The sequence below is a fragment of the Streptomyces sp. NPDC002328 genome (assembly GCF_042890065.1).
Classification (GTDB): Bacteria; Actinomycetota; Actinomycetes; order Streptomycetales; family Streptomycetaceae; genus Streptomyces.
Map to the genome: position 1 here is coordinate 158,328 of NZ_JBIARQ010000018.1, position 20,493 is coordinate 178,820.

15 protein-coding genes and 3 pseudogenes are annotated in these 20,493 nt (G+C 69.6%); 12 read left to right on the forward strand and 6 right to left on the reverse strand.

Annotation, left to right across the window (positions count from 1 at the left end):
• Positions 1-11 precede the first annotated feature (11 nt).
• Complete coding sequence (locus ACFYX4_RS33310) at positions 12-1,457, reverse strand: aldehyde dehydrogenase family protein (protein ID WP_389341259.1); 1,446 nt, start codon at positions 1,455-1,457, stop codon at positions 12-14.
• A gap of 72 nt (positions 1,458-1,529) precedes the next feature.
• Between ACFYX4_RS33310 and ACFYX4_RS33315 the strand changes: the two genes are divergently transcribed.
• Together ACFYX4_RS33315 and ACFYX4_RS33320 are read left to right on the forward strand one after the other, a co-directional pair.
• Positions 1,530-2,612, forward strand: a complete 1,083-nt coding sequence (locus ACFYX4_RS33315; protein ID WP_389341262.1) for an NAD(P)-dependent alcohol dehydrogenase — start codon at positions 1,530-1,532, stop codon at positions 2,610-2,612.
• A 132-nt stretch (positions 2,613-2,744) separates the two neighbouring features.
• The gene (locus ACFYX4_RS33320) at positions 2,745-4,946 is read left to right on the forward strand and encodes a cytochrome P450 (protein ID WP_389341265.1); all 2,202 of its coding nucleotides are present in this window, start codon (positions 2,745-2,747) and stop codon (positions 4,944-4,946) included.
• Between the two features lie 148 nt (positions 4,947-5,094).
• Here the strand turns inward: ACFYX4_RS33320 and ACFYX4_RS33325 are convergent, their stop codons facing one another.
• Positions 5,095-5,820: a sulfite exporter TauE/SafE family protein gene (locus tag ACFYX4_RS33325; protein ID WP_389341268.1), complete on the reverse strand. Its 726-nt coding sequence runs from the start codon at positions 5,818-5,820 to the stop codon at positions 5,095-5,097.
• A gap of 142 nt (positions 5,821-5,962) precedes the next feature.
• On the opposite strand from ACFYX4_RS33325, the gene ACFYX4_RS33330 reads away from it, so the two are divergent.
• Complete coding sequence (locus ACFYX4_RS33330) at positions 5,963-7,105, forward strand: acetamidase/formamidase family protein (protein ID WP_389341271.1); 1,143 nt, start codon at positions 5,963-5,965, stop codon at positions 7,103-7,105.
• A gap of 54 nt (positions 7,106-7,159) precedes the next feature.
• Here the strand turns inward: ACFYX4_RS33330 and ACFYX4_RS33335 are convergent, their stop codons facing one another.
• The 4 genes and pseudogenes from ACFYX4_RS33335 to ACFYX4_RS33350 form a co-directional block, all read right to left on the reverse strand.
• Positions 7,160-7,780, reverse strand: coding sequence for a GPP34 family phosphoprotein (locus ACFYX4_RS33335; protein WP_389341274.1), 621 nt, complete (start codon positions 7,778-7,780; stop codon positions 7,160-7,162).
• A gap of 669 nt (positions 7,781-8,449) precedes the next feature.
• Positions 8,450-9,334 (reverse strand): transposase, encoded by an 885-nt coding sequence (locus ACFYX4_RS33340; RefSeq protein ID WP_389341277.1) that lies wholly within the window; start codon positions 9,332-9,334, stop codon positions 8,450-8,452.
• A 238-nt stretch (positions 9,335-9,572) separates the two neighbouring features.
• Positions 9,573-9,731, reverse strand: a pseudogene (locus tag ACFYX4_RS33345) (transposase); the annotation flags it as partial.
• A gap of 252 nt (positions 9,732-9,983) precedes the next feature.
• Positions 9,984-10,561, reverse strand: a pseudogene (locus tag ACFYX4_RS33350) (transposase); the annotation flags it as partial.
• Between ACFYX4_RS33350 and ACFYX4_RS33355 the strand changes: the two are divergent.
• From ACFYX4_RS33355 to ACFYX4_RS33395, 9 genes and pseudogenes are all read left to right on the forward strand, one after another.
• Entirely contained in the window at positions 10,473-10,952 is a 480-nt protein-coding gene (locus ACFYX4_RS33355; RefSeq protein WP_389341280.1) for a hypothetical protein, read from the forward strand. The pseudogene ACFYX4_RS33350 and the gene ACFYX4_RS33355 overlap by 89 nt on opposite strands.
• 224 nt (positions 10,953-11,176) lie before the next feature.
• Entirely contained in the window at positions 11,177-11,902 is a 726-nt protein-coding gene (locus tag ACFYX4_RS33360) for a response regulator transcription factor (protein ID WP_389341283.1), read from the forward strand.
• Positions 11,903-12,119: 217 nt separating this feature from the next.
• Positions 12,120-13,352 (forward strand): cytochrome P450, encoded by a 1,233-nt coding sequence (locus ACFYX4_RS33365; protein WP_389341287.1) that lies wholly within the window; start codon positions 12,120-12,122, stop codon positions 13,350-13,352.
• 58 nt (positions 13,353-13,410) lie between these two features.
• Positions 13,411-13,605 carry a ferredoxin gene (locus ACFYX4_RS33370; RefSeq protein WP_328370297.1) on the forward strand — a complete coding sequence of 65 codons (195 nt, stop codon included), beginning with the start codon at positions 13,411-13,413 and terminating at the stop codon, positions 13,603-13,605.
• Positions 13,602-14,789: an NAD(P)/FAD-dependent oxidoreductase gene (locus ACFYX4_RS33375; RefSeq protein WP_389341291.1), complete on the forward strand. Its 1,188-nt coding sequence runs from the start codon at positions 13,602-13,604 to the stop codon at positions 14,787-14,789. Before ACFYX4_RS33370 ends, ACFYX4_RS33375 begins: the two co-directional genes overlap by 4 nt.
• Positions 14,790-14,972: 183 nt before the next feature.
• A complete protein-coding gene (locus ACFYX4_RS33380; RefSeq protein WP_389341294.1) occupies positions 14,973-16,478 on the forward strand; it encodes an aldehyde dehydrogenase family protein in 1,506 nt (501 codons plus the stop codon).
• 67 nt (positions 16,479-16,545) lie between these two features.
• Entirely contained in the window at positions 16,546-17,406 is an 861-nt protein-coding gene (locus ACFYX4_RS33385) for an SDR family oxidoreductase (RefSeq protein WP_389341297.1), read from the forward strand.
• 185 nt (positions 17,407-17,591) lie between these two features.
• On the forward strand, positions 17,592-19,157 hold the full coding sequence (locus ACFYX4_RS33390; RefSeq protein WP_389341300.1) for an MFS transporter: 1,566 nt from the start codon (positions 17,592-17,594) through the stop codon (positions 19,155-19,157).
• Between the two features lie 343 nt (positions 19,158-19,500).
• Positions 19,501-20,394 (forward strand): annotated as a pseudogene (locus ACFYX4_RS33395) (epoxide hydrolase family protein); the annotation flags it as partial.
• Positions 20,395-20,493: the final 99 nt, after the last annotated feature.

A 20,493-nucleotide genomic window follows, 5' to 3' on the forward strand; every position in this document is an offset into this window, starting at 1 on the left:
GATGTCGACTCTCAGCGGGCCAACAACCGGATGGCCACGCCCTTCTCCTGGGTGTACTCGCGCAGCGCTCCGTACCCGCCACCCCGGCTGAAGCCGCTGTCCTTCTGCATGTTGAACGGGAAGCCGATCACTCCGGCGTCGTGGAACTGGTTGACCGCCACCTGCCCGGAGCGGACGTCCTTCGCCAGCCGCAGGGCCCGGGAGACGTCGTTGGTCCAGATGCAGGCCAGCAGGCCGAAGTCCGTGGCGTTCATCAGTTCGGTCGCCTCGGCCGTGTCGCGGAAGGACTGTACGGCGAGGACCGGGCCGAAGACCTCCTCGCGGGCGACGCGCATGCCCGCGTCCACGCGGTCGTACACGGTCGGCCGGACGAACCATCCGTCGCCGGTGGGCGCGCCACCGGTGACCAGTCGCGCGCCCTCGCGAGGCGCGTCCTGAAGGAAGCCGCTGACGCGGGCGAACTGCGCGGCGCTGACCAGCGGCCCCATGTCCAGGTCGGCGTCCCAGGGCCCCGTCTTGATCGCGGCCATGGCGGCGGCGACCCGCTCCACGACCTCGTCGTGCACCGAGGCCTCGACGAGCAGCCGGGAACCGGCATAGCAGTTCTGCCCCGCGTTCTCGGTGATCGAGGCGACGACCGCTTCGATCGCCGTGTCGAGGTCGGCATCGGCGAACAGCACATTCGGCGACTTGCCGCCGAGTTCGAGCTTCACCGGGACGAGGTTCTGCGCGGCGGCCGTCATGATCGCCCGCCCGGTGGCGGTGGAGCCGACGAAGCTGATGTGGTCGACGCCCGGGTGCGAGGTCAGTGCGGCACCCGCCTCGGGGCCGCCCGCGACGACGTTGAGCACCCCGGGCGGGAAGCCGGCGCGGCGGGCGAGTTCGACGAGTGCGAACGGGGTCAGCGGTGCGATCTCGGACGGCTTGAGGACGACGGTGTTGCCCGCGGCGAGCGCCGGCGCGACGTTCGCTGCCATGAGCACGGCCGGCACGTTCCACGGGATGACGACGGCGCACACGCCGTACGGCTCGGGCACCGTGTAGCCCAGGTAGTCGGGGCTGCGGGTCGGCAGCGTGACCCCGGTGAGCTTGTCGGCCGCGCCCGCGAAGTAGTTGACGATGTCGTGGGCGATGTAGATGTTCGTCCGGCCCCCGGACAGCGGCTTGCCCACGTCCCTCGCCTCTACGGCGGCCAGCGCCTCGACATCGGCGAGGATCAGGTCGGCCCAGCGCCGGATCAGCGCCCCGCGCTCGCTGGGGTTGGTCGCCGCCCAGCCAGGGGAGGCGCGGCGCGCCGCGGCGACCGCGTCGTCGACATCGGCTCCGCCCGACAGTGCCACCTTGGTGATCACCTGCTGGGTGGCCGGATCGACGATGTCCAGGGTGTTGCCGTCACGGGCCGCGACCCACTCGCCGTCGATGAAGTGCTGGGAAGAAGGGAAGTCAACAGCAGCCATGCGTGAACCTTGACCGACCTTGTCACGCATGTCAATATGCGATCTCGCCATGTGAGTCACCGAGGAGGCCTGGTGCGCGCCACCGCCGCTCTGCTGGAGCAAGCCGGACAGCCATTCGTCCTGACCGAGGTGGACCTGGAGGAGCCCCGTCCCGACGAGGTGCTCGTCCGCGTCGCCGGTGTCGGCATCTGCGGCACCGACCTCGAGTTCGCGACCTTCTTCCCCACGCCGGCGCTGCTCGGGCACGAGGGGTCGGGCATCGTCGAGAAGGTCGGCGCGCACGTCACCTCCGTACGCCCGGGCGACAGCGTCACCATGTCCTTCGCGTCGTGCGGCTCGTGCACGCTGTGCCGCACCGGCTCGCCCGCCTACTGCCGCGGCTTCGACGCCGTGAACTTCTCCGGCCGCCGCCCGGACGGCTCCACGGCGGTGACCCATGAAGGGCGCGAGATCAACGCCCACTTCCTGGGCCAGTCGTCGTTCGCCAGCCACGTCGTCGCACCGGAGCGGGCGGTCGTAAAGATCGACCCCTCGCTGGACCTGCGGCGGGCCGGACCCTTCGGCTGCGGATTCCAGACCGGCGCCGGCGGCGTGCTCAACGTGCTGCAGCCACGCCCCGGCTCGTCGATCGCCGTCTTCGGGGCGGGGGCTGTCGGCGTGGCCGCCGTCATCGCGGCCGCACTGAGCGGCTGCGCGATCATCGCCGCCGTCGACGTGAACCCGGCCAAGCTGGAGGCGGCCCGCGGCTTCGGCGCCACGCACACCGTCGACTCCTCGGCCGGACCGGCCGCCGAGCAGCTGGCCGCCCTCGTCCCCGAGGGATTCGACTTCGTCATCGATACCACCGGGCGCGAGGACGTCCTGCGCGTCGCGGTGGAGTCGCTCGGGCCGCTCGGCCGCGCCGGGGTCATCGGCATCGGGCCGAGCGAGTCGATGAGTTTCGAGTGGCGCAGCATCCTCAACGGGCGCAGCGTCACCGGCATCATCGCCGGGTCCAGCCTGCCGCAGGTGTTCCTGCCCCAGCTGCTCGACCTGAACGCCGAGGGCCGGTTCCCGGTCGAGAAGATGATCACCTACTTCCCGTTCGAGCAGATCAACGAGGCCGTCGCGGCGGTCCGGTCCGGCTCGGTCGGTAAAGCTGTGCTGACCTTCTGAGACGTCGCCCACCCTTCGTTGTCGCACCCCGAGGCAGCACCTTAGGGTGGCGACGCCGATGAGGCACCAGACATCCGGTGGCGCGGCCGGACAACACCGCGCAGAAGGCCGAGCACGTGGAGCGTGCCCACCATGTCCGCCGACATCGACTTCGATCACCACTCCGATGAGGCCAACGCCGATCCGGTCGCCTACTACGCGCGCTTTCGCGAGTCCTGCCCGGTAGGCCGGTCCGCCGCCTACGGCGGCTTCACCTACACGACGCGGTATGCCGACGTGGCCCGCATCGCCCGCGACGACGAGACGTTCTCCTCGGCCCGCAGCGACCACGGCGGCCCGGGGGTCGGCATCGTCATCCCCAAGGGACCGGGGCTCGATCAGTATCCGATCGAGCTCGACCCGCCGCGTTCGACCGAGTACCGGCAACTGATCAACCCGCTGCTGACCCCGGAGGCGGTCGAGCACCTGGTACCCATGATCGAGCGCCATGCCGCCCGCGTCGTGGACGACTTCATCGAGCTCGGCTCCTGCGACCTCGTGCGCGACCTCACCAACCCGCTGCCGGCCGCGGTGACCTTGGACTGGCTCGGTTTCCCCGAGGAGGACTGGGCGAAGCTGGCCGGGCCGATCCACGACATCTTCGCCGCCCCGGCCGGCAGCGAGCGAGCGGTGCGCGGGGCCGCCGGGCTGGCGTACATGGACCAGCGCATCCGCGAGCTGATCGCCGAGCGCCGCTCGGCGCCGCGGACCGACGCGGTCAGCACACTGGTGGCCGGCCGGCGTGCCGACGGCAGCGAGTTCGGCGAGGACGAGCTGGTGTCGGTGATCGGCCTGCTCATCGCCGGAGGCGTCGACACCACCACCTCCCTGACCGGATCCACGCTCGTCCACCTCGCCCGCCACCCGGAACAGCGGCAGAGGCTGATCGACTCCCTGGATCTGCTGGACACCGCGACCGAGGAGTTCCTCCGCGCGTTCGCCCCCTCACAGTCGATGGCCCGCACCGTCACCCAGGACGTCGAGGTCGGCGGCTGCCCGATGCACGCGGGCGACCGGGTGCTGATCCCGTGGGTCGCCGCGAACCACGACACCGCCGTGTTCCCCGACCCCGAACAGGTGCGGCTGGACCGCGACGCCAGCCGGCATCTCAGCTTCGGGATCGGGTCGCACCGCTGCGCCGGCGCGCACCTCGCCCGAGCCATGTTCCGCGCGATGATGACGCAGGTGCTGACCCGATTGCCCGACTACCGGGTGATCGAGGAGGGGCTCGTCGCCTACCCGACGCGCGGCAACCAGTCCGGCTGGGACGCGGTCCCGGCGGTCTTCACACCCGGTCCCCGGGCGACCGCGGCGGCGGGAACGGCCCGCGCGCTGCGCACGCCCACCCCGCTGCGGGTGACCGCGGTACGCGCCGTAGCCGAGGGTGTCGTCGCCGTCGACCTCGGCCTGCCGGACGGAGCCGAACTCCCCCCGTGGCAGCCCGGCGCGCACGTCGAGGTGCGGCTGCCCTCGGGCAGGCTGCGTCAGTACTCCCTGTGCGGTGACCCCGCCGACGCCACGACGTGGCGCATCGGCGTCCTGCGCGAGCCCCTGGGGCGGGGCGGGTCGGCCGAACTGCACGAGCTGGCCCGCCCGGGAGCCACCTTCGAGGTACGCGGGCCGCGCAACCACTTCCCGCTCGTGCCGGCGGCTTCCTACCTGTTCGTCGCCGGCGGTATCGGCGTCACACCCGTCCTCGCCATGGTCCGTGCGGCCGCTGGGCGCGGCACGCCCTTCGCCGTCGTGTACGGAGGCCGCACCCGCTCGACGATGGCGTTCGCCGACGAGCTCTCCGCCGTCGCCGGCGACGCGCTCACCCTCCTCCCGCAGGACGAGGCCGGGCTGCCCGACCTTCCCCGGCTGCTGGGCGACCTGGACGCGAACACCGCCGTCTACGCGTGCGGGCCGGCGCCGATGCTGGCGGCCGTCGAGCGTGAGTGCGCCCGCCTGGACCTCACCGACCGGCTGCACCTGGAACGCTTCACAGCCGGCGACGACCTCGAGACGGCCTTCGACGCCGCGGAGAACCGGGCCTTCACCGTCCAGCTCGCCCGCACGGGGGTCACGCTCGCCGTGCCTGCCGACCGCCGCCTCATCGAGGTCCTGCGCGGTGCCGTGAGCGGCCTGTCCTACGACTGCGAGAAGGGGTACTGCGGCGCCTGCGAGACCCGTGTGCTCGCCGGGGCACCGGAGCACCGGGACTCCGTACTCAGCGACGAGGAACGTCTTGCCGGGCGCACGATGATGATCTGTGTCGGCCGGTGTCAGGGCGACCGACTGGTCCTGGACATCTGAGCCGTCCTCGCCGACGGACCGCGGTCGGGGACCGACGGCCCGGCACCCGCGGGCTGCCGCACGGCTCCGACAGCGGACACGACGTTCGCCGTCGGAGCCGCGCCCGTGGCCGGGCCGGCGCGGCCCGGCCTTCCGCCTCCGGAAACGGTCAGCCGAAGGCGCGGATGCTCAGCCAGACGCCGGCCAGTACGCCGAAGCCGACCACGGCGGCACGCAGCACCGGCTCGCTCAGCCTCGTCGCCAGCCGGCCGCCGAGCACGCCGCCGATAAGGGACGCCGGCGCGACCACGAGCGCGATCACCCAGTGCACGGGGCCGAACAACGCGAAGACGACGAGCGACACGGTGGCCACGACCAGCTGCAACGTCCCCTTGAGTACGCTCACTTCGGCCAGCGAAGCGGACAGCGTCAGGCCGAGCAGCGCCATCAGGATGACTCCCAGCCCACCTCCGAAGTAACCGCCGTAGACCGCGCGGGCGAGCGTGCTGGCGTAGAGCTTGACGCGATGGTCACCTTCGTCGGCGCCGAGCAGTGCCCGCAACCGGGGCTGGAAGGCGAGGAGGGCACTGGCGCCGAGGACGAGGAACGGCACCGCGACCGAGAAGATTCGCGACGGAGTGAGCAGCAGCGCGCATCCGGCGGCGGCACCCACTGCCGACACGACCGCCAGCGACGTCACGGAAGACGGGCGGGAAGACCCCCTCAGCGCCGCGACATTGCCCAGGTAGCCCGGCCAGAGCGCCACGGAGTTGGTGACGTTGGCGGCCACCGTACCCAGCCCGCCGGCGACCAGCGCGGGGAAGAGGAGCAGTGACCCGCCGCCGGCTATGGAGTTGACGAATCCGCCGATGAGAACAGCGTCGCCGACATCCATCCATGCCTCCTCTGCAGCACATATGCGAGATGCCATGTTGCCATACGAGACAGCTTTACGGCGCGGACCCCCACCGGAAACACCGGTGCAACGGGACGTTCATAGCGTCGGGCCAGCCCTTCCACTCCCTGAAAGGTGGGCCATGACCGCGATCGACTCGCCCCTCCTCGACGTCGCCACCACCGGCTTCCCGATCCTTCAGCCCGGCCACGGAGCAATCGCGTCGACGACCTACGTCCCGGCCACGCCGGGGAACACCCTGTGGGGCCGCCTTCCGTGCGAGGCGGACCCACCGTGCGCCGTCGTTCAACCGGGCTCCGTCGTCACGGTCGACACGATCAGCCACGAGGGAGTGCTCGAGGACCAGGGCCGCAACCCCGTCGAGTTCTTCGGCCGTTACGGCGTCGGCGGCAGCCAGGTGCTCGACGACGCCCAGCAGGTGGCGGACTCCGGAATGCCGCACGACTTCGACGATGACGGACCGCACCTCGTCACCGGACCGATCGCCGTGGCCGGCGCCCGGCCCGGCGATCTGCTCGCGGTGACCGTCCTCAACCTCACCCCACGGGTTCCGTACGGCATGGTCTCCGCCCGCCACGGCTTCGGCGCACTCCCCGGCGAGATGCCGTCGACGCCCGGTCCCGTCTTCACCTTCGCCACGGCACACGCGGACCGCCACGGCGCATGGGGCCGGATGGCGGTGGATCCGACCGACCCCTCGCGCGGCTCACTGCGCTTCCCGCTGCGGCCTTTCCTCGGCGTGATGGGCGTGGCGGTGCCCGGGGACGAGCGACCGCACTCGGTGCCGCCGGGGCGCCACGGGGGCAACATCGACATCTCCCTGCTCGGCGAAGGCGCCACGCTGTTCCTCCCGGTGCAGGTCGACGACGCGCTGGTCTACTTCGGGGACCCCCACTTCGCTCAGGGCGACGGCGAGGTCGCGCTGACCGCATTCGAGGCATCGTTGCGCGCCACCGTGAAGCTGGATGTGGTGCCGGGCGGCGCCGCCCGACGGCCCGGCCACGGGCGCGTCGCACCGTTCGCCGAGACGGACGACTACCTGGTGCCCATCGGCCTGGACAGGGATCTGAACGAGGCGATGCGCGACTGCGTGCGCTGCGCGCTCGACCTGCTCGTGACCGACTACGGCATCGAACGCCATCTGGCGATGGCGTACCTCAGCGCGGCAGGCGACTTCGCGGTCTCCCAGGTCGTCGACGACGTGAAAGGCGTCCACGCAAGGATCCGCAAGTCCGACTTCCGCGAGGTCCGCCGACCGCACTGACCAGGGGAACACCGATTCCCGCCGCGGAAACGCGACGCGGACCAGGCGGCGGGTTCAGGTCCAGGAAGTGAGCGTTCCGAGCCACACAGAGTCGGCGACCACGGTCAGGATCTGGGCACAGACCGGGTTCGTGGACCGCAGCATCGCCTCGTACTCGTTCCACTCCCGGCCGTCCGGCGCGGCCCCGCACGCACTCGCCAGCGCGGCCAGCGCGATCAAGCGATCGGAGGAATCAGCCGTATCGCCAAGGGACCGGACCACGGCATCCCGCATCCCTCCAACCAGGACGTCGTAGCGACGCGCCCACCAGGCCGGCAACGGCAACCGTCCCCGCGTGCGAACGAGGACACACTCAGCGATCAAGCCATCCGCCAGCCGCTTGTGCGCCCCGATGCTCAATACCCTGACCCACTCCGACGCCGTACGCAGTTTGCGAGACGACCGGATCCGCACGAGCACCTCGCCGAGCACCCGGTCACGCGGCTGCGCACCGTGGACGGCGACAATACGCCCGTCCAGGACGTCGATGAAGCCACCCAGAGCGAGTTCCATCAGCATCGCGCCGCTCAGGCCGAAGCCGAGGCCGGTGCGATAGCCGGGAACACGGCCTTGCTCGTCCAGGTACACAGCCAGCATGAAGTCTCCACAAAGGCTGGAGGTGGCATCGGTCTTCATCCTGTTCTCCCCAATACGGCACTCCGGCTTCAGCTTCGGGGTCCTTCCGGACCGGGCAGGAGCCGAACGAGATCTGGAGGAGTGTTCGCAGCACTATGGCGGCCCAGAGCCCTTGCGTCAATGCAAGACATCGTCCTGGCATGCGGAACACAGCTCGCTTGTTCCGACCAGACTCCCAGATCGCCATTTCGGCGGTATGTCTTAACCCCGAGAGGCACCTCGGCAGTGACTGCGACCGCTCAGCCGCATTGCGGCACGGACATCCCCCGCCGCAGTGCCCACGATCACCGGCATCTCGGTGCTGCACCCGAAATGTGCGGTGCCCACCCGCTTGCCCGTCCTGTGGGTCCGCCGCCTCCGGCTTCGGAGCGCTCGCTGCAGTCGCTCACCTTCCTCCTCGCCGGCCAGGGCTTCCTGGACGACACCAGCATCATGCTCAGCCGGTGCGATTACAGCGTCACCTGCACGATCACCTCAGCTGGGCGTTTGTCCTCGGCGGGCTTGGTGTTCTTTGATCGACTCGGCGCGTTTGACCGTTCTACCGACGTCGTGGCGCTGGCCCGGTGCTTGTTCTTCGAGCCGGGAGACCGTCCCGGGCCCGGCTTGGACGGTTTCGGTGCGGCCGCCGGACGGGCTGGAGGCTGTCGCACGGCTCCTGCCCGGTGAAGGTCAAGAGTGCTCCTTGGGCGCGTGACTGATGATCTTGTTGATGTTGTACACCGTGCCGAGGAGCTTGACCTCGGCGTCCACCGCCTGGCGGCCTCGGTAGTTGAGGTGTCGTCCGAAGCGTTGGAAGATCTGGGCGAATCCCGGCTCGACCAGGGCACTGCGTTGACGGTACTGGGCCCGTCCTGTCGGGGTGGCGAGGCGGGCCGCCATGTCCTGTTGGCCGGCAGGGGCCTGCTGACGTTTCGTGGGAAAGCCTGCCTGGTCGGCATCGCTGGTGACCGAGACCAGTAGCGGGAGGTCGGCGAGGGCTTCGAAGGACGCGGCGGAAGCGTATCCGCTGTCGGCGAGCCAGAGTTGGATGTCGCTGGGGAGCCGTGCGGCCTGGTGATTGTGCTGGGTCTTCTTCACCATCGGAACGAGGGCCGTCCTGTCCGAGGGATTGTCGTGCGCTTCGATGGCCAGCAAGAATTGACGGCGGGCGCACACAATCTGGATGTTGTATCCCTGCAGGTAGCCGCCCCGTTCGCCTGGAATCAGCCGGGAGTCGGGATCGCTCAGGCAGGCACGGGACTCCGGGGAGGGGACCGGCCGGGGTGTGCGGGCCCGACCCAGCCAGGCCCGCATCTTCACCAGTCGCGTTCGCTGGCGAACGAGGACGGTCTTGTGCTCCATGGGGACAGGCGGCCGTCCGTTCGCTCCGCGACGTCCCGCCGCGCGGTCCTCTCGGACGCGGAGTTCGTACTTCTTCAGTTTCTCCTGGTGAGCCTCGGTCTCGGCGGCCAGGCGCTTCTCCGTGCGGGCCACCATCCGCTCGGCGGCTTCGACCTTGATCCGGATCTCGGTGGGTGAAGGCATAGCCCGTTCATGCAGTCTGTCCCTGGCCAAGTGGCCCGGGTGAGCCGGTCGCACAGCCGGGACAGGCGAGGCCAGTTGTCGCACGCGTCCTCGCCATCGCCCTGCGCTGCCGAGCCATCAGCCTCGACGCTCAGCGCGTGGTCGACTACGTCCTCCATCAGCGCGTGGATCTCTTTCTCGCACTGGGAGATGGTCTCCTCCAGGCGCTGGAGCCGCCGGTTGGCGTCGCGTGAGGCGTTCGCCTCCATCGGTGAGCCGTCCATCGTACGAACCGCGCGATGGTGGAGTGGTCCACTCGGCGGTTCGCGGTGATGATTCGGCAGCCCACGTCGTCCCAGCAAGCCTGCTCGATGCGGCGGGAGGAACGTACTCCTTTGCTGTAGCAGTACAGGAGCAATGCAATCAGGCTCGCGGGAGAGTAGGCCACCCCGCCCCGCCCGTCGTCACGATAGCTGTTCTCGAACGCGATAGGTCAAGTAGCTCGACAACGTCGAGCACCTTCCAACACAGGTGCTCCGGCGGCAGCCAGTCCCTCACATCCCGCGGCATCTCAAGATCACGTTCCCGGTCGCACGACAAGAAGTTTCGCCCCACAACCCAAGATTCAGACGCCCTCCTGGTCCTCGGAACCGAACAACGAATCGCTCTTGACCTTCACCGGGCAGGAGCCGTGCGACAGCCTCGCCGCCGTCGGGTGGACGTTGCGAAACCCCCGGCGGACGCGGGCGGGCGTGAGGCGGCGGGGCTCGGCGGGTCGCTCCCAGGGACGGCGCAGGTCCTCGGTGAGGGGGCGGCGAGGCGGAGCTGGGCGTGGGCGGCGATGATGAGCCAGGTCCACAGATGATCGGCGCTGTCGGCGTTGCGGACCTTCGGGGCCGTCCAGCCGAGCGTCTGCTTCAGGAGCCTGAAGGTGTGCTCAAGATCGAATCTGCGGAGGAAGGACTGCCACCAGCGGTCCACGTCCACCGGTGTCGCAGCGGTGGCTGAGCACCACAACCAGACAGGTTTCGGGGCGCGGTCGCCCGGCAGGCGCTTGACCTGCAGCCGTACCAACGTGCCGTGCAGGACGGGCAGTTCCTCCTCGGCATGGTTCAGCCATGGGCCGCGGTGGGTGAGCCTGGGGTGCATCCGGTCCCAGGCCATCGTCTCAGCCTTGCCGTAGCGGGTGGTGTCCCTGCCGGTGGTGACGTCGGGCTGGTGCCGGCTGTCGGGCTTGGCAAAAGTGAGGACGCCGCCGTGCCGGCGGGGCCGCCCGCTCGCGCCCCACGCCCGTGTCTACGTCGGCTATCCGGCGATCCTGCCCGCCGACGGCGCCGGCTGCGGAGGCGTCCTGCCCTTCGCGCCCGGCGACATGAGCTACCTGCGGGAGAAGGAGCAGCAGTTCAACAGCGAGCTGCGGGAGCGGGCTCACGCATCCGGAGTGTACGTCGACACGTACGGTCCGTCCGAGGGCCGCGATGCCTACTCGGCCGCGACCACCCACTGGATCGAATCCCTTGCCCCCAGCAGCCCTGCCGCGGCCCCCACCCCAACGCGCTTCAGGAAGACGTTGCCGATGCGTTTGCTGACCGGCCGCTCAGTGATGACCAGCGTGCTGGCGATGGTGGCGTTTGCGCTCTGTCGACGACGTTCGACGTCGATCTCATAACCGCTCCGGAGTCAGAGCCCGCAACTGCGTACCCCACCGCGCGAAGTCGGCGTGAATGCCGGCACCCGTCAGGGCCCGGGCACAGGCCGATCGTACCGCCACCCGACTGATGGACTCCGTCGTCGGCATACGGCTGGCACCGGTCACGCCGACGCCCTGAACCTGAACCCGAACCCTCGCGGGAATTAGTTGAGTCAGGCAAGCGGAACGGTAGGGTGGAGCGTATGCACGGCAGTGGCGCCCGAGTGAAACCGGCACTCGCCCGGGGAGCCGGTCAACACCTCCTGCTCGTCGTCCATGAGCCGGGCGTCGCCGAACTCCTCTCCACCACCCTGGAGTTGGCGGGATACCGCACCGCCCTGGCCGGGACCGGTGGTGAGGCTCTTGAGCGGCTCGAGGAACAGCGGTTCGACCTGATGGTCGTCGACGCGGCGCTGCCGGACATGGTGAGCCTGGCCCGGGAACGGCCCGTCGTGGCCCACCGCCCCCCGGTGCTCATACTGACGGAGTACGAATCCCTGAGCGACCTCGTGCCCGAACTGGGCCCGGGGGAGCGGGACTACGTCACCAAGCCCTTCCGGGTGGCCGAGGTGCTGGCCCGGGTGCAGGTCCTGCTGCGGGATGCGCGCCCTGGGCATCCGCGGGACGGCGAGCTCAGCTACCGCGACCTGGTCCTGGACGACACCCTGTGCGAGGCGCGCCGCGGCACCCGCACTCTGGACCTGACGCCGGCCGAGTACCGGCTGCTGCGCCATCTGCTGGTCAACGCGCACAGGGTGCTCTCCAAGGAGCAGATCGGACAGCACGTCTGGGGCGACCACCGCGGCGACAACTCCATCGAGCAACTCGTCTCCCGGCTGCGGCGCAAGGTCGACCATGACGCGCCCGGCCTGATTCACACACGCCGAGGGTTCGGCTACTGGCTCGGGCACGCCGACGCCGAGCACTGACCTGCCGCACCAAACGGTGCCTGCGCTTACAACTCCTCTACACAGCAGGGCATTTAGACACTTCGACGCAGATGTGATCTGGATCACGTCAGCTCTCTGTCAGGGAACTGATCGGAAGCCGTCAGCCCGCTCTGTTTGCATGTGCTCATCGAGGCCTCGACCACTTCACCCCGGCGCTCCCACTCGTCGAGCGGAGCCCCCACCACCGAGGAGAACCATGGCCGACACCCTGGCAGGACCCGTTCCCGAGGCACCGGACTCGCCTCCCGAGTTCCCGATGCCCCGGGAGGCCCGCTGCCCCTTCGACCCGCCGCCCGCCCTGAAGGACCTCCAGGAGAAGACGCCGCTGGCGAAGGTGCGGCTGTGGGACGGCAGTGAACCGTGGCTCGTGACCCGGTACGCCGACCAGCGCGCCATCCTTGGCGATCCCCGGGTCAGCGCCGACACCGACAGCCCCGGCTACCCGACCAAGGCCAGTCCCGAGGGCGGCGAGGGCAAGCTCAGCTTCATCATGATGGACGACCCCGAACACGCCCGGCTGCGCCGGATGGTGACGGCCCCGTTCGCCCTGAAGAAAGTGGAGGCCCTGCGGCCCGCCGTGCAGAGGATCGTCGACGACCTGATCGACGCGATGCTGAGCCGGCCGGGCCCGGTGGACCTCGTGGAGGAGTTCGCCCTGCCGATCCCCTCCCTGGTGATCTGCGAACTGCTCGGCGTGCCCTACGACGACCACGCGCTGTTCCAGGAGAACACCAAGACGATGGTCCGCACGACCGCGACCCCCGAGCAGCGCGGTGTAGCGACGCGGGAGATGGCCGGATACCTGGCCGGTCAGATCGCCAAGCGGCTCGCCGAGCCGAAGGACGACCTGCTCTCCAGCATCGCGGGGCGCGTCACGGCCGGGGAGATCGACCACCAACAGGCCACGGAGATGGCCCTGCTCCTGCTGATCGCGGGCCACGAGACCACCGCGAACATGATCGCCCTCGGTACCCTCGCCCTCCTCCAGAACCCCGACCAGCTCGCTCTGTTGCGCGAGAGCGACGACCCGAAGTTCGTCGCGGGCGCGGTCGAGGAACTGCTGCGCTACCTGCACATCACCCACCTGGGCCGGCGCCGCGCGGTGACCGAGGACATCGAGATCGCCGGTCAGGTCGTCAAGGCCGGCGAGGGCGTGATCATGGTCAACGAGATTGCCAACCGCGACGCCGAGGTGTTCCCCGACCCGGACCGCCTCGACCTCACCCGCGACGCCCGCCGCCACGTCGCCTTCGGCTTCGGCGTCCACCAGTGCCTGGGCCAGCCGCTGGCCCGGATGGAACTCCAGGTCGTGTACGGCACCCTCTACAAGCGCATTCCCACGCTGAAGCTGGCCTGCGCGCTGGAGGACGTCCGGTTCAAGAACGACGCGTTCATCTACGGCGTGCACGAACTGCCCGTCTCCTGGTGACAGCTCCCCGTCCCGCGAACAAGCAAGAACCACGAGCGAAGCAAGTAAGGGGAATCCCATGAAGGTGGAGCTGGAAGCCGACAAGTGCGTCGCCTCCGGGCAGTGCGTGCTCGCCGCGATGGACGTCTTCGACCAGGACGACGACGGCATCGCGATCCTCCTGGAGGAGCAGGTCGGCGACGACCGACTCGACGACGTCAAGGAGGCCATCGCGGTCTGCCCGGCCGCCGCCATCCGGCTGGTCGAGCAGTGAGGCGGATCGTCGTCGTCGGTGCCTCGGCCGCCGGACTCGCGGCGGCCGAGACCTTCCGCCGGGAGGGCTACGACGGCACGCTCACCCTGGTCGGCGACGAACCGCTCGCCCCGTACGACCGCCCGCCCCTGTCGAAGCAGATCCTGGCCGCGGAGTGGGAGCCCGAGCGGCTGGCGCTGCGCACCCCCGACGCGCTGGCCGCGCTCGACCTCGACCTGCGGCTCGGCGTGGCGGCCACCGCCCTCGAACCGGCCGACCGAACCGTCGAGTTGGCCGACGGATCCGCCCTCCCGTACGACGGGCTGGTCATCGCCACGGGGGTCCGGCCGCGTCGGTTGCCCGGCGAGGGCGCGCACGTCCTGCGCACCCTCGACGACGCGCTGGCCCTGCGGGAGCGGCTCACCCCGGGCCGACGGCTGGTCGTCGTGGGCGCCGGTTTCCTCGGCGCGGAGGCCGCCGCCGTCGCCTGGCGACTCGGCTGCGAGGTCACGCTCCTCGAACCCGCCCCGGTGCCACTGGCCCACGCCGTCGGCCGGGAGGTCGGCGAGATCCTGGCGAACGCCCATCTGGAGCGGGGCGTGAAACTGCGCTGCGGGGTCATCGTCACCGAGGTGACCGAGGACGGCGTGCGGCTCGCGGACGGCGCGCAGATCGAGGCCGACGAGGTGCTGGTCGCCGTCGGCTCCCTGCCCAACACCGAGTGGCTCGCGGGCAGCGGCCTGACCATTGGGGACGGCGTGGTGTGCGACGAGTACTGCAATGCCGCCCCGAACGTGTACGCGGCCGGTGACGTCGCCCGCTGGTACAACCCGCTGTTCGGCACCTCGATGCGCATCGAGCACCGCACCACCGCCGCCGAACAGGGCATGGCCGCCGCCCGCAACCTGCTCGCCGCCCCGCAGGCGCGCAAGCCGTTCGCGCCGGTGCCCTACTTCTGGTCCGACCAGTACGACATGAAGATCCAGGCGTACGGTTACCTCCGCGGCCATGACGAAGTCGCCGTGATGGAAGGGGACTTGGCGGATATCCGGTTCGTCGCCGCGTACCGCACCGGCGACCGTGTCACCGGCGCCCTCGCCGTCGGCATGCCGCCCAAGGCGATCCGCCAGTGGCGTCAGGCGATCGCGACCGGCGCGGCGTGGCACGACAGCGTGCGCACCACCGTCCCCGCAGTGAAGTCCTGACCTCCGACCCATGAGAACGCGGCGGCCGGGGGACGCTTCGTGCCTGATCAGGCACACATACGCCGGGCGCGACTCCGATCCCTCGCGCACGCACCGCCCAACGGCGTCCGGCCGTTCTCAGCCTCCCGAGCCGCCCCGTGCCGCACCTCGACAACTTCAGCCCCCCACATGAGGAGATAGACGATGTCCACCACTCCATCAGGTCCGCCGTCGGCAGCGTCTCCGCACGAGGAGCGCCTGCTGATCGACGGAGAGCTCCGTAGCGCCGCGGGCAGCGCCACGTTCGAGGTTCTCAACCCGGCGGACGGCACCGTTCTGGGCAAGGTCGCCGACGCCGGCCGGGAGGACATGCTCGACGCGATCGCCGCGGCCCGGCGCGCGTTCGACGAGACGGACTGGGCCGTCGACCGGCAGTTCCGCAAGCGCGCCCTGACGCAGCTCCTCGACGCGCTGGTCGAGGAGAAGGACGAGCTGCGCGAGGAACTCATCGCAGAGGTCGGAGCTCCGCGCATGCTCACCTATGGCGCTCAGCTGGAGGAGCCTCTGAACAAGTTCCAATGGCACATCGACCACATCGACCGGTTCGAGTGGGTGCGCCGACTCGACGACGTCGCCAACCGATTCACCAACGAGCCCGGCGAGAGGTGGGTGGTCAAGGAGCCCATCGGCGTCGTCGCCGCCATCACCCCCTGGAACTTCCCCTTCGGGTTGCTGCTCGTCAAGCTCGCCGGCGCTCTCGCCACCGGCAACACGGTCGTCGCGAAGCCCGCACCCGAGACACCGTGGAACGCCACTCGCATCGGCCGGCTCATCGCCGAGCGCACCGACATCCCGGCCGGCGTGGTCAACGTGGTGCCGACCAGCAACCTTGACACGGCCGAACTCCTCCTGACCGACCCGCGCGTCGACATGGTGTCGTTCACCGGCTCCACGGCCACGGGGCAGCGCATCCTCGAACTCGCCGCCCCCACCTTCAAGCGCACGATGCTGGAGCTCGGCGGCAAGAGTGCGTCGATCATCCTCGACGACGCGGACCTCACGCAGGCCATCCCGCAGGCGCTCGGCGCGCTCGCCCACTCGGGCCAGGGGTGCGCGCTGCCGACCCGGCTGCTCGTGCACCGCAAGGTTTACGACCAGGTCGTCGCCGGCCTTACGCAGGCGTTCCAGCAGGTGTCCTGGGGTGACCCTCAGGATCAGGGCACGCTGGCCGGCCCGATCGTCTCGGCCCGGCAGCGCGACCGCGTCGCCGACTACATCCGCATCGGCCGGGAAGAGGGCGCGAGGCTCGCGGTCGGCGGCGGCGTCCCCGACCGCGCGGGCTTCTGGGTGGAGCCGACACTCTTCGTCGACGTCGACAACGACTCCACCATCGCGCAGGAGGAGATCTTCGGACCGGTGCTCACCGTGACCCCGTTCGACACCGACGAAGAGGCGATCCGGCTGGCCAACGCCAGCCTTTACGGCCTCGCCGGATACGTGGCCTCGGGCTCGACGGAGCGCGCTCTGCGCATCGCACGCGCCGTCCGAGCCGGCACTTTCATGATCAACGGTGGCTCGTTCTCCGGCGGGGACGCCCCCTTCGGCGGTTACAAGGCCAGCGGCATCGGCCGCGAGGGCGGCCGCGAGGGCTTCGAGATCTACACCGAGACCAAGACCATCGGGTCCGCGCTCTCGCTCCCGCTTTCCTGACGCACCACTCCCACAGACTCGGCAGGCCCGCGCCCGCCATCGGGCGCGGGCGAGAGGAATCGGACACATGAGCGACTACCTTCAGTACGCCGGCAAGACGGCTGTCGTGACCGGCACCGCCTCCGGGATCGGCAGGGCGACGGCGAAGCGCCTCGTCGAACTGGGCGCGGAGGTCCACGCCATCGACTACGCGCCGACCGAGCTGCCGGGGCTCGCCTCCGCGATCCAGGCGGACCTGGCGCTGCGCGACGACATCGACCGGGCTTTCGCGAAGCTCCCCGAGCACATCGACGCGTTCTTCGGCGTGGCCGGGGTCTCAGGTCTCCATCATGACTGCAACACAACACTGCTGATCAACTTCGGCGCCTACAAGTACATCTCGGACGCGTACCTGGAGGCGCGGATGGGCGACGGCGGCGCCATCGTCTATGTGACCTCCACCGGCGGTATCAACTGGGAGCGCTACCAGGAGGAACTCGAAGGGCTGATCCACGTCGCCGGGTGGGATGCCATCGTCGATGCGATCGAAGGACTCGGTCTCAACGACCAGCCCGGGCCGGCCGCTTATCCACTCTCGAAGCGGGTGCTCAACCTGTTCATGGCGCACAGCGCCACCGCACTCGGGAACCGCGGCATCCGGGTGAACGCCGTGCTCCCGACGAGCACCGAGACCGGTCTGACGTCGGACTTCGCCGTGATGGCCGGCGGACGCGCGTCGCTTGAGTCGCGTGCCGGCCTCAACCAACGTCTGGCCACGCCGGAGGAGATGGCGGACCCCGTCGTGTTCCTCAACTCCCATGCGGCGCGGTACATCTCCGGGCACCCGCTCACGGTCGACTTCGGCGCCCGCAACCTGCAACTCCTCGGCCGCACGGCCGACGCGCTGGACCGCCCGCTCATCGGGAACGCACAGACCGCGCGCTCCTGACTCCCCGCACGCCTGCCTGCCGGGGGTGCGCGAAGGCCGACGCCCGTCCTGGCCCGCGCGCACCCCTCTCCCCTTACGTCAGGTGAGCGTCCTGCGTTCCAGCGCCGGCGACTGCGATGTCCTCCCTGCGCGCGTCGAGCGCGATGCACAGCAAACCGGTGACCTGAAACCCGTCGAGGAGCACAGTGAACGAGTCGACTCTCACGGAAGCGTCCCCCACGTCCCAACGGCAGGTACTGAAGGTGCTCAGCGGCCTGCTCCTCGCGCTCTTCGTCTCGACCCTCAGTAGTACCGTGGTCTCCAGCGCGCTACCGAAGATCATCGAAGACGTGCACGGGACACAGACCCAGTACACGTGGGTCGTCACCGCGACCCTCCTCACCACGACGGCGACGACTCCGATCTGGGGCAAGCTTGCCGACCTCTTCAGCAAGAAGACCCTTCTCCAGGTATCCGTCGTCATCTTCGTGCTCGGCACCGTGGCGTCCGGGATCAGCCAGACGGGCGGTCAGCTGATAGCCGCGCGGGCCCTCCAGGGCGTCGGCGTGGGAGGTGTGCAGGCGCTCGTCCAGATCGCCATCGCTGCCATGATCCCGCCTCGCGAGCGTGGCCGTTACAGCGCTTACCTCAGCGGCACCACCTCGACATCGACCATCGGTGGGCCGCTCCTCGGCGGTGTCATCGTCGACACCTCGTGGCTGGGCTGGCGGTGGAGCTTCTTCATCGCCATTCCGCTCGCCGCCATCGCGTCCTTCCTCCTCCAGCGGACGCTGAACCTTCCTCTCCTGCGCCGCGAGAACGTGCAGATCGACTATTTGGGGGCCACCCTGATCGCCGCTGGGGTCAGTGTCCTGCTCATCTGGGTGTCCTTCGTCGACAACTCCTTCGCCTGGGCCTCGTGGCAGACCGCCGCCATGCTGTCCGGCGGGCTGGCCCTGCTCGCCGCCGCCCTGTGGGTGGAGAAGCACGCCACCGAACCGATCGTCCCACTCGCAATCGTGCGGCAGCGCACCACCGCCCTGGCCATCCTCGGCAGCCTGGCCGTAGGTACGGCCATGTTCGGCGCCTCGGTCTTCCTCAGCCAGTACTTCCAGCTCAGCCGCGGCCGCACCCCCACAGAAGCCGGTCTGCTGACCATTCCGATGATGGCCGGCATCCTGATCGCCTCCATCGTCGCCGGTCGGCTGATCAGCCAGAGCGGGAAGATCAAGCCGTTCCTCATCACCGGTGCCGCACTGCTCACCGTCGGCTGCGCGGGCCTCGGGGTCATCGACAACAAGACCCCCACGGTCTTTCTGGCCGCGTCGATGCTGTGTGTCGGGATGGGCGTCGGCATGACTCTGCAGAACTTCGTGCTCGCCGTGCAGAACACCGTGCCGCTGAAGGACATCGGGGCGGCGAGCTCCACGGTGACGTTCTTCCGCTCCCTCGGCGGCACGATCGGCGTCGCCGTCCTCGGCGCCGTCCTGGCCCGCCAGGTCGAGGACGGGACCGCGAGCGGTCTTGCCTCCGCCGGGCCGTCCGGCGCGGACTCGAACTCTCCCGCAGTGCAGGAGATCATCCGCCTCGCGTACGGTGACGCGACGGCACACGTCTTCCTCCTCGCGGCCGCCGCAGCCCTTCTCGCCGTCATCGCCGCCGTCCTCCTCAAACCGGTCAACCTGCGCGACAGCCTCGACCTGCCTGAGAAGACCGATGAAGCAGTGGCCGCGGCGCCCGATCCCGACCAGGGCACGCGTTCGAACGCGTGATGCCGAGGTGCCCCGTCGCTGCCGTACCGGGAGGATCACGGAAGGCCACAGGCCGGTCGGCGTCCGGGTACCGGCCCTCGCGACCAGCACCAGACCACCTCCGGCAGCTACCGCCTTCAGTGGACGCGGACGACCTTGCGGGTGGCGGGCGTTGACCTTCTCCATCGTTCGTGCCGCATATGACCTTGCGTATCTCGACGTCGAAGAAGGCTGCCATGGGTCATGGGCTCGTCCATGGCCTGTGGTCACCCTGGCTTGACTGTTCATCACCACCCGCCACCGTCGCCGGGCGGTCGCAGCTCCGGCCTCTCCACCGCCCGGCGCGAACCAGGAAGGCCCCCACATGACCGCGATCACCCCCTTCCGCATCGACATCCCCCAGTCCCAGCTGGATGATCTGCACGACCGCCTCGACCGCACCCACTGGCCCGACGAACTCCCCGGCGTCGGCTGGGAGTACGGCATCCCCCTCGACTACGCCAAAGAGCTGGCGCACTCCTGGCGGCACTCCTACGACTGGCGCGTCCACGAGAAGCGCCTGAACTTCTTCCCACAGTTCACCACCGAGATCGACGGCCAGAACGTGCACTTCCTGCACGTCCGTTCGGCGAACCCCGACGCCCTGCCGCTGATCGCCGCCCACGGCTGGCCCGGCTCCCTCATCGAACTCCTCGACATCATTGAACCGTTGAGCGAGGCCTTCCACGTCGTCGTCCCCTCCATTCCCGGCTACGGCTTCTCGGGCCCCACCCGCGAAACGGGCTGGAACGTCGAACGCGTCGCCCGCGCCTGGGCACAGCTGATGAGCCGACTCGGCTACACCCGCTACGGCGCCCACGGCAGCGACTGGGGATCGTCCATCACCCGCGAACTGGGCCGCATCGACGCCGAACACGTCGTCGGCGTCCACGTCACCATGATCGGCGCCCCGCCTCCCCCTGACGCCGCGCCCTTCACCGACGAGGAGCAGGCACGTCTGAAGCATGGAGAGCGCTACCAGCGGGAGCTGTTCGGCTACGCGGCCGTCCAGTCCACCCGGCCACAGACGCTCGCCTTCGCCCTGCACGACTCCCCGGTCGACCAACTCGCCTGGATCGTAGAGAAGTTCAAGGACTGGACCGACTCCGTCGACGCGCCCGAGGACGCGGTGGACCGCGACCAGATGCTGACCGACGTCATGGTGTACTGGCTCACCGGCACGGCGGCCTCCGCGGCTCGCCTGTACCGCGAGTCCGCCGCCTCCTAGTAGGGCTTGGTCATCTTCACTCGTGAGTGGCGTGTCTGCTTTGTCGTCGGTGTCGTTGAGTTGGTGTGACACCTGAGGAGATGGCCTCGG

What these genes read in the sequence shown, in the direction of transcription:
- ACFYX4_RS33310 (WP_389341259.1), bottom strand. Translation starts at nt 1,457, where the DNA reads ATGGCTGCTGTTGACTTCCCTTCTTCCCAGCACTTCATCGACGGCGAG.
- ACFYX4_RS33320 (WP_389341265.1), top strand. Translation starts at nt 2,745, where the DNA reads ATGTCCGCCGACATCGACTTCGATCACCACTCCGATGAGGCCAACGCC.
- ACFYX4_RS33325 (WP_389341268.1), bottom strand. Translation starts at nt 5,820, where the DNA reads ATGGATGTCGGCGACGCTGTTCTCATCGGCGGATTCGTCAACTCCATA.
- ACFYX4_RS33330 (WP_389341271.1), top strand. Translation starts at nt 5,963, where the DNA reads ATGACCGCGATCGACTCGCCCCTCCTCGACGTCGCCACCACCGGCTTC.
- ACFYX4_RS33335 (WP_389341274.1), bottom strand. Translation starts at nt 7,780, where the DNA reads ATGAAGACCGATGCCACCTCCAGCCTTTGTGGAGACTTCATGCTGGCT.
- ACFYX4_RS33360 (WP_389341283.1), top strand. Translation starts at nt 11,177, where the DNA reads ATGCACGGCAGTGGCGCCCGAGTGAAACCGGCACTCGCCCGGGGAGCC.
- ACFYX4_RS33365 (WP_389341287.1), top strand. Translation starts at nt 12,120, where the DNA reads ATGGCCGACACCCTGGCAGGACCCGTTCCCGAGGCACCGGACTCGCCT.
- ACFYX4_RS33370 (WP_328370297.1), top strand. Translation starts at nt 13,411, where the DNA reads ATGAAGGTGGAGCTGGAAGCCGACAAGTGCGTCGCCTCCGGGCAGTGC.
- ACFYX4_RS33380 (WP_389341294.1), top strand. Translation starts at nt 14,973, where the DNA reads ATGTCCACCACTCCATCAGGTCCGCCGTCGGCAGCGTCTCCGCACGAG.
- ACFYX4_RS33385 (WP_389341297.1), top strand. Translation starts at nt 16,546, where the DNA reads ATGAGCGACTACCTTCAGTACGCCGGCAAGACGGCTGTCGTGACCGGC.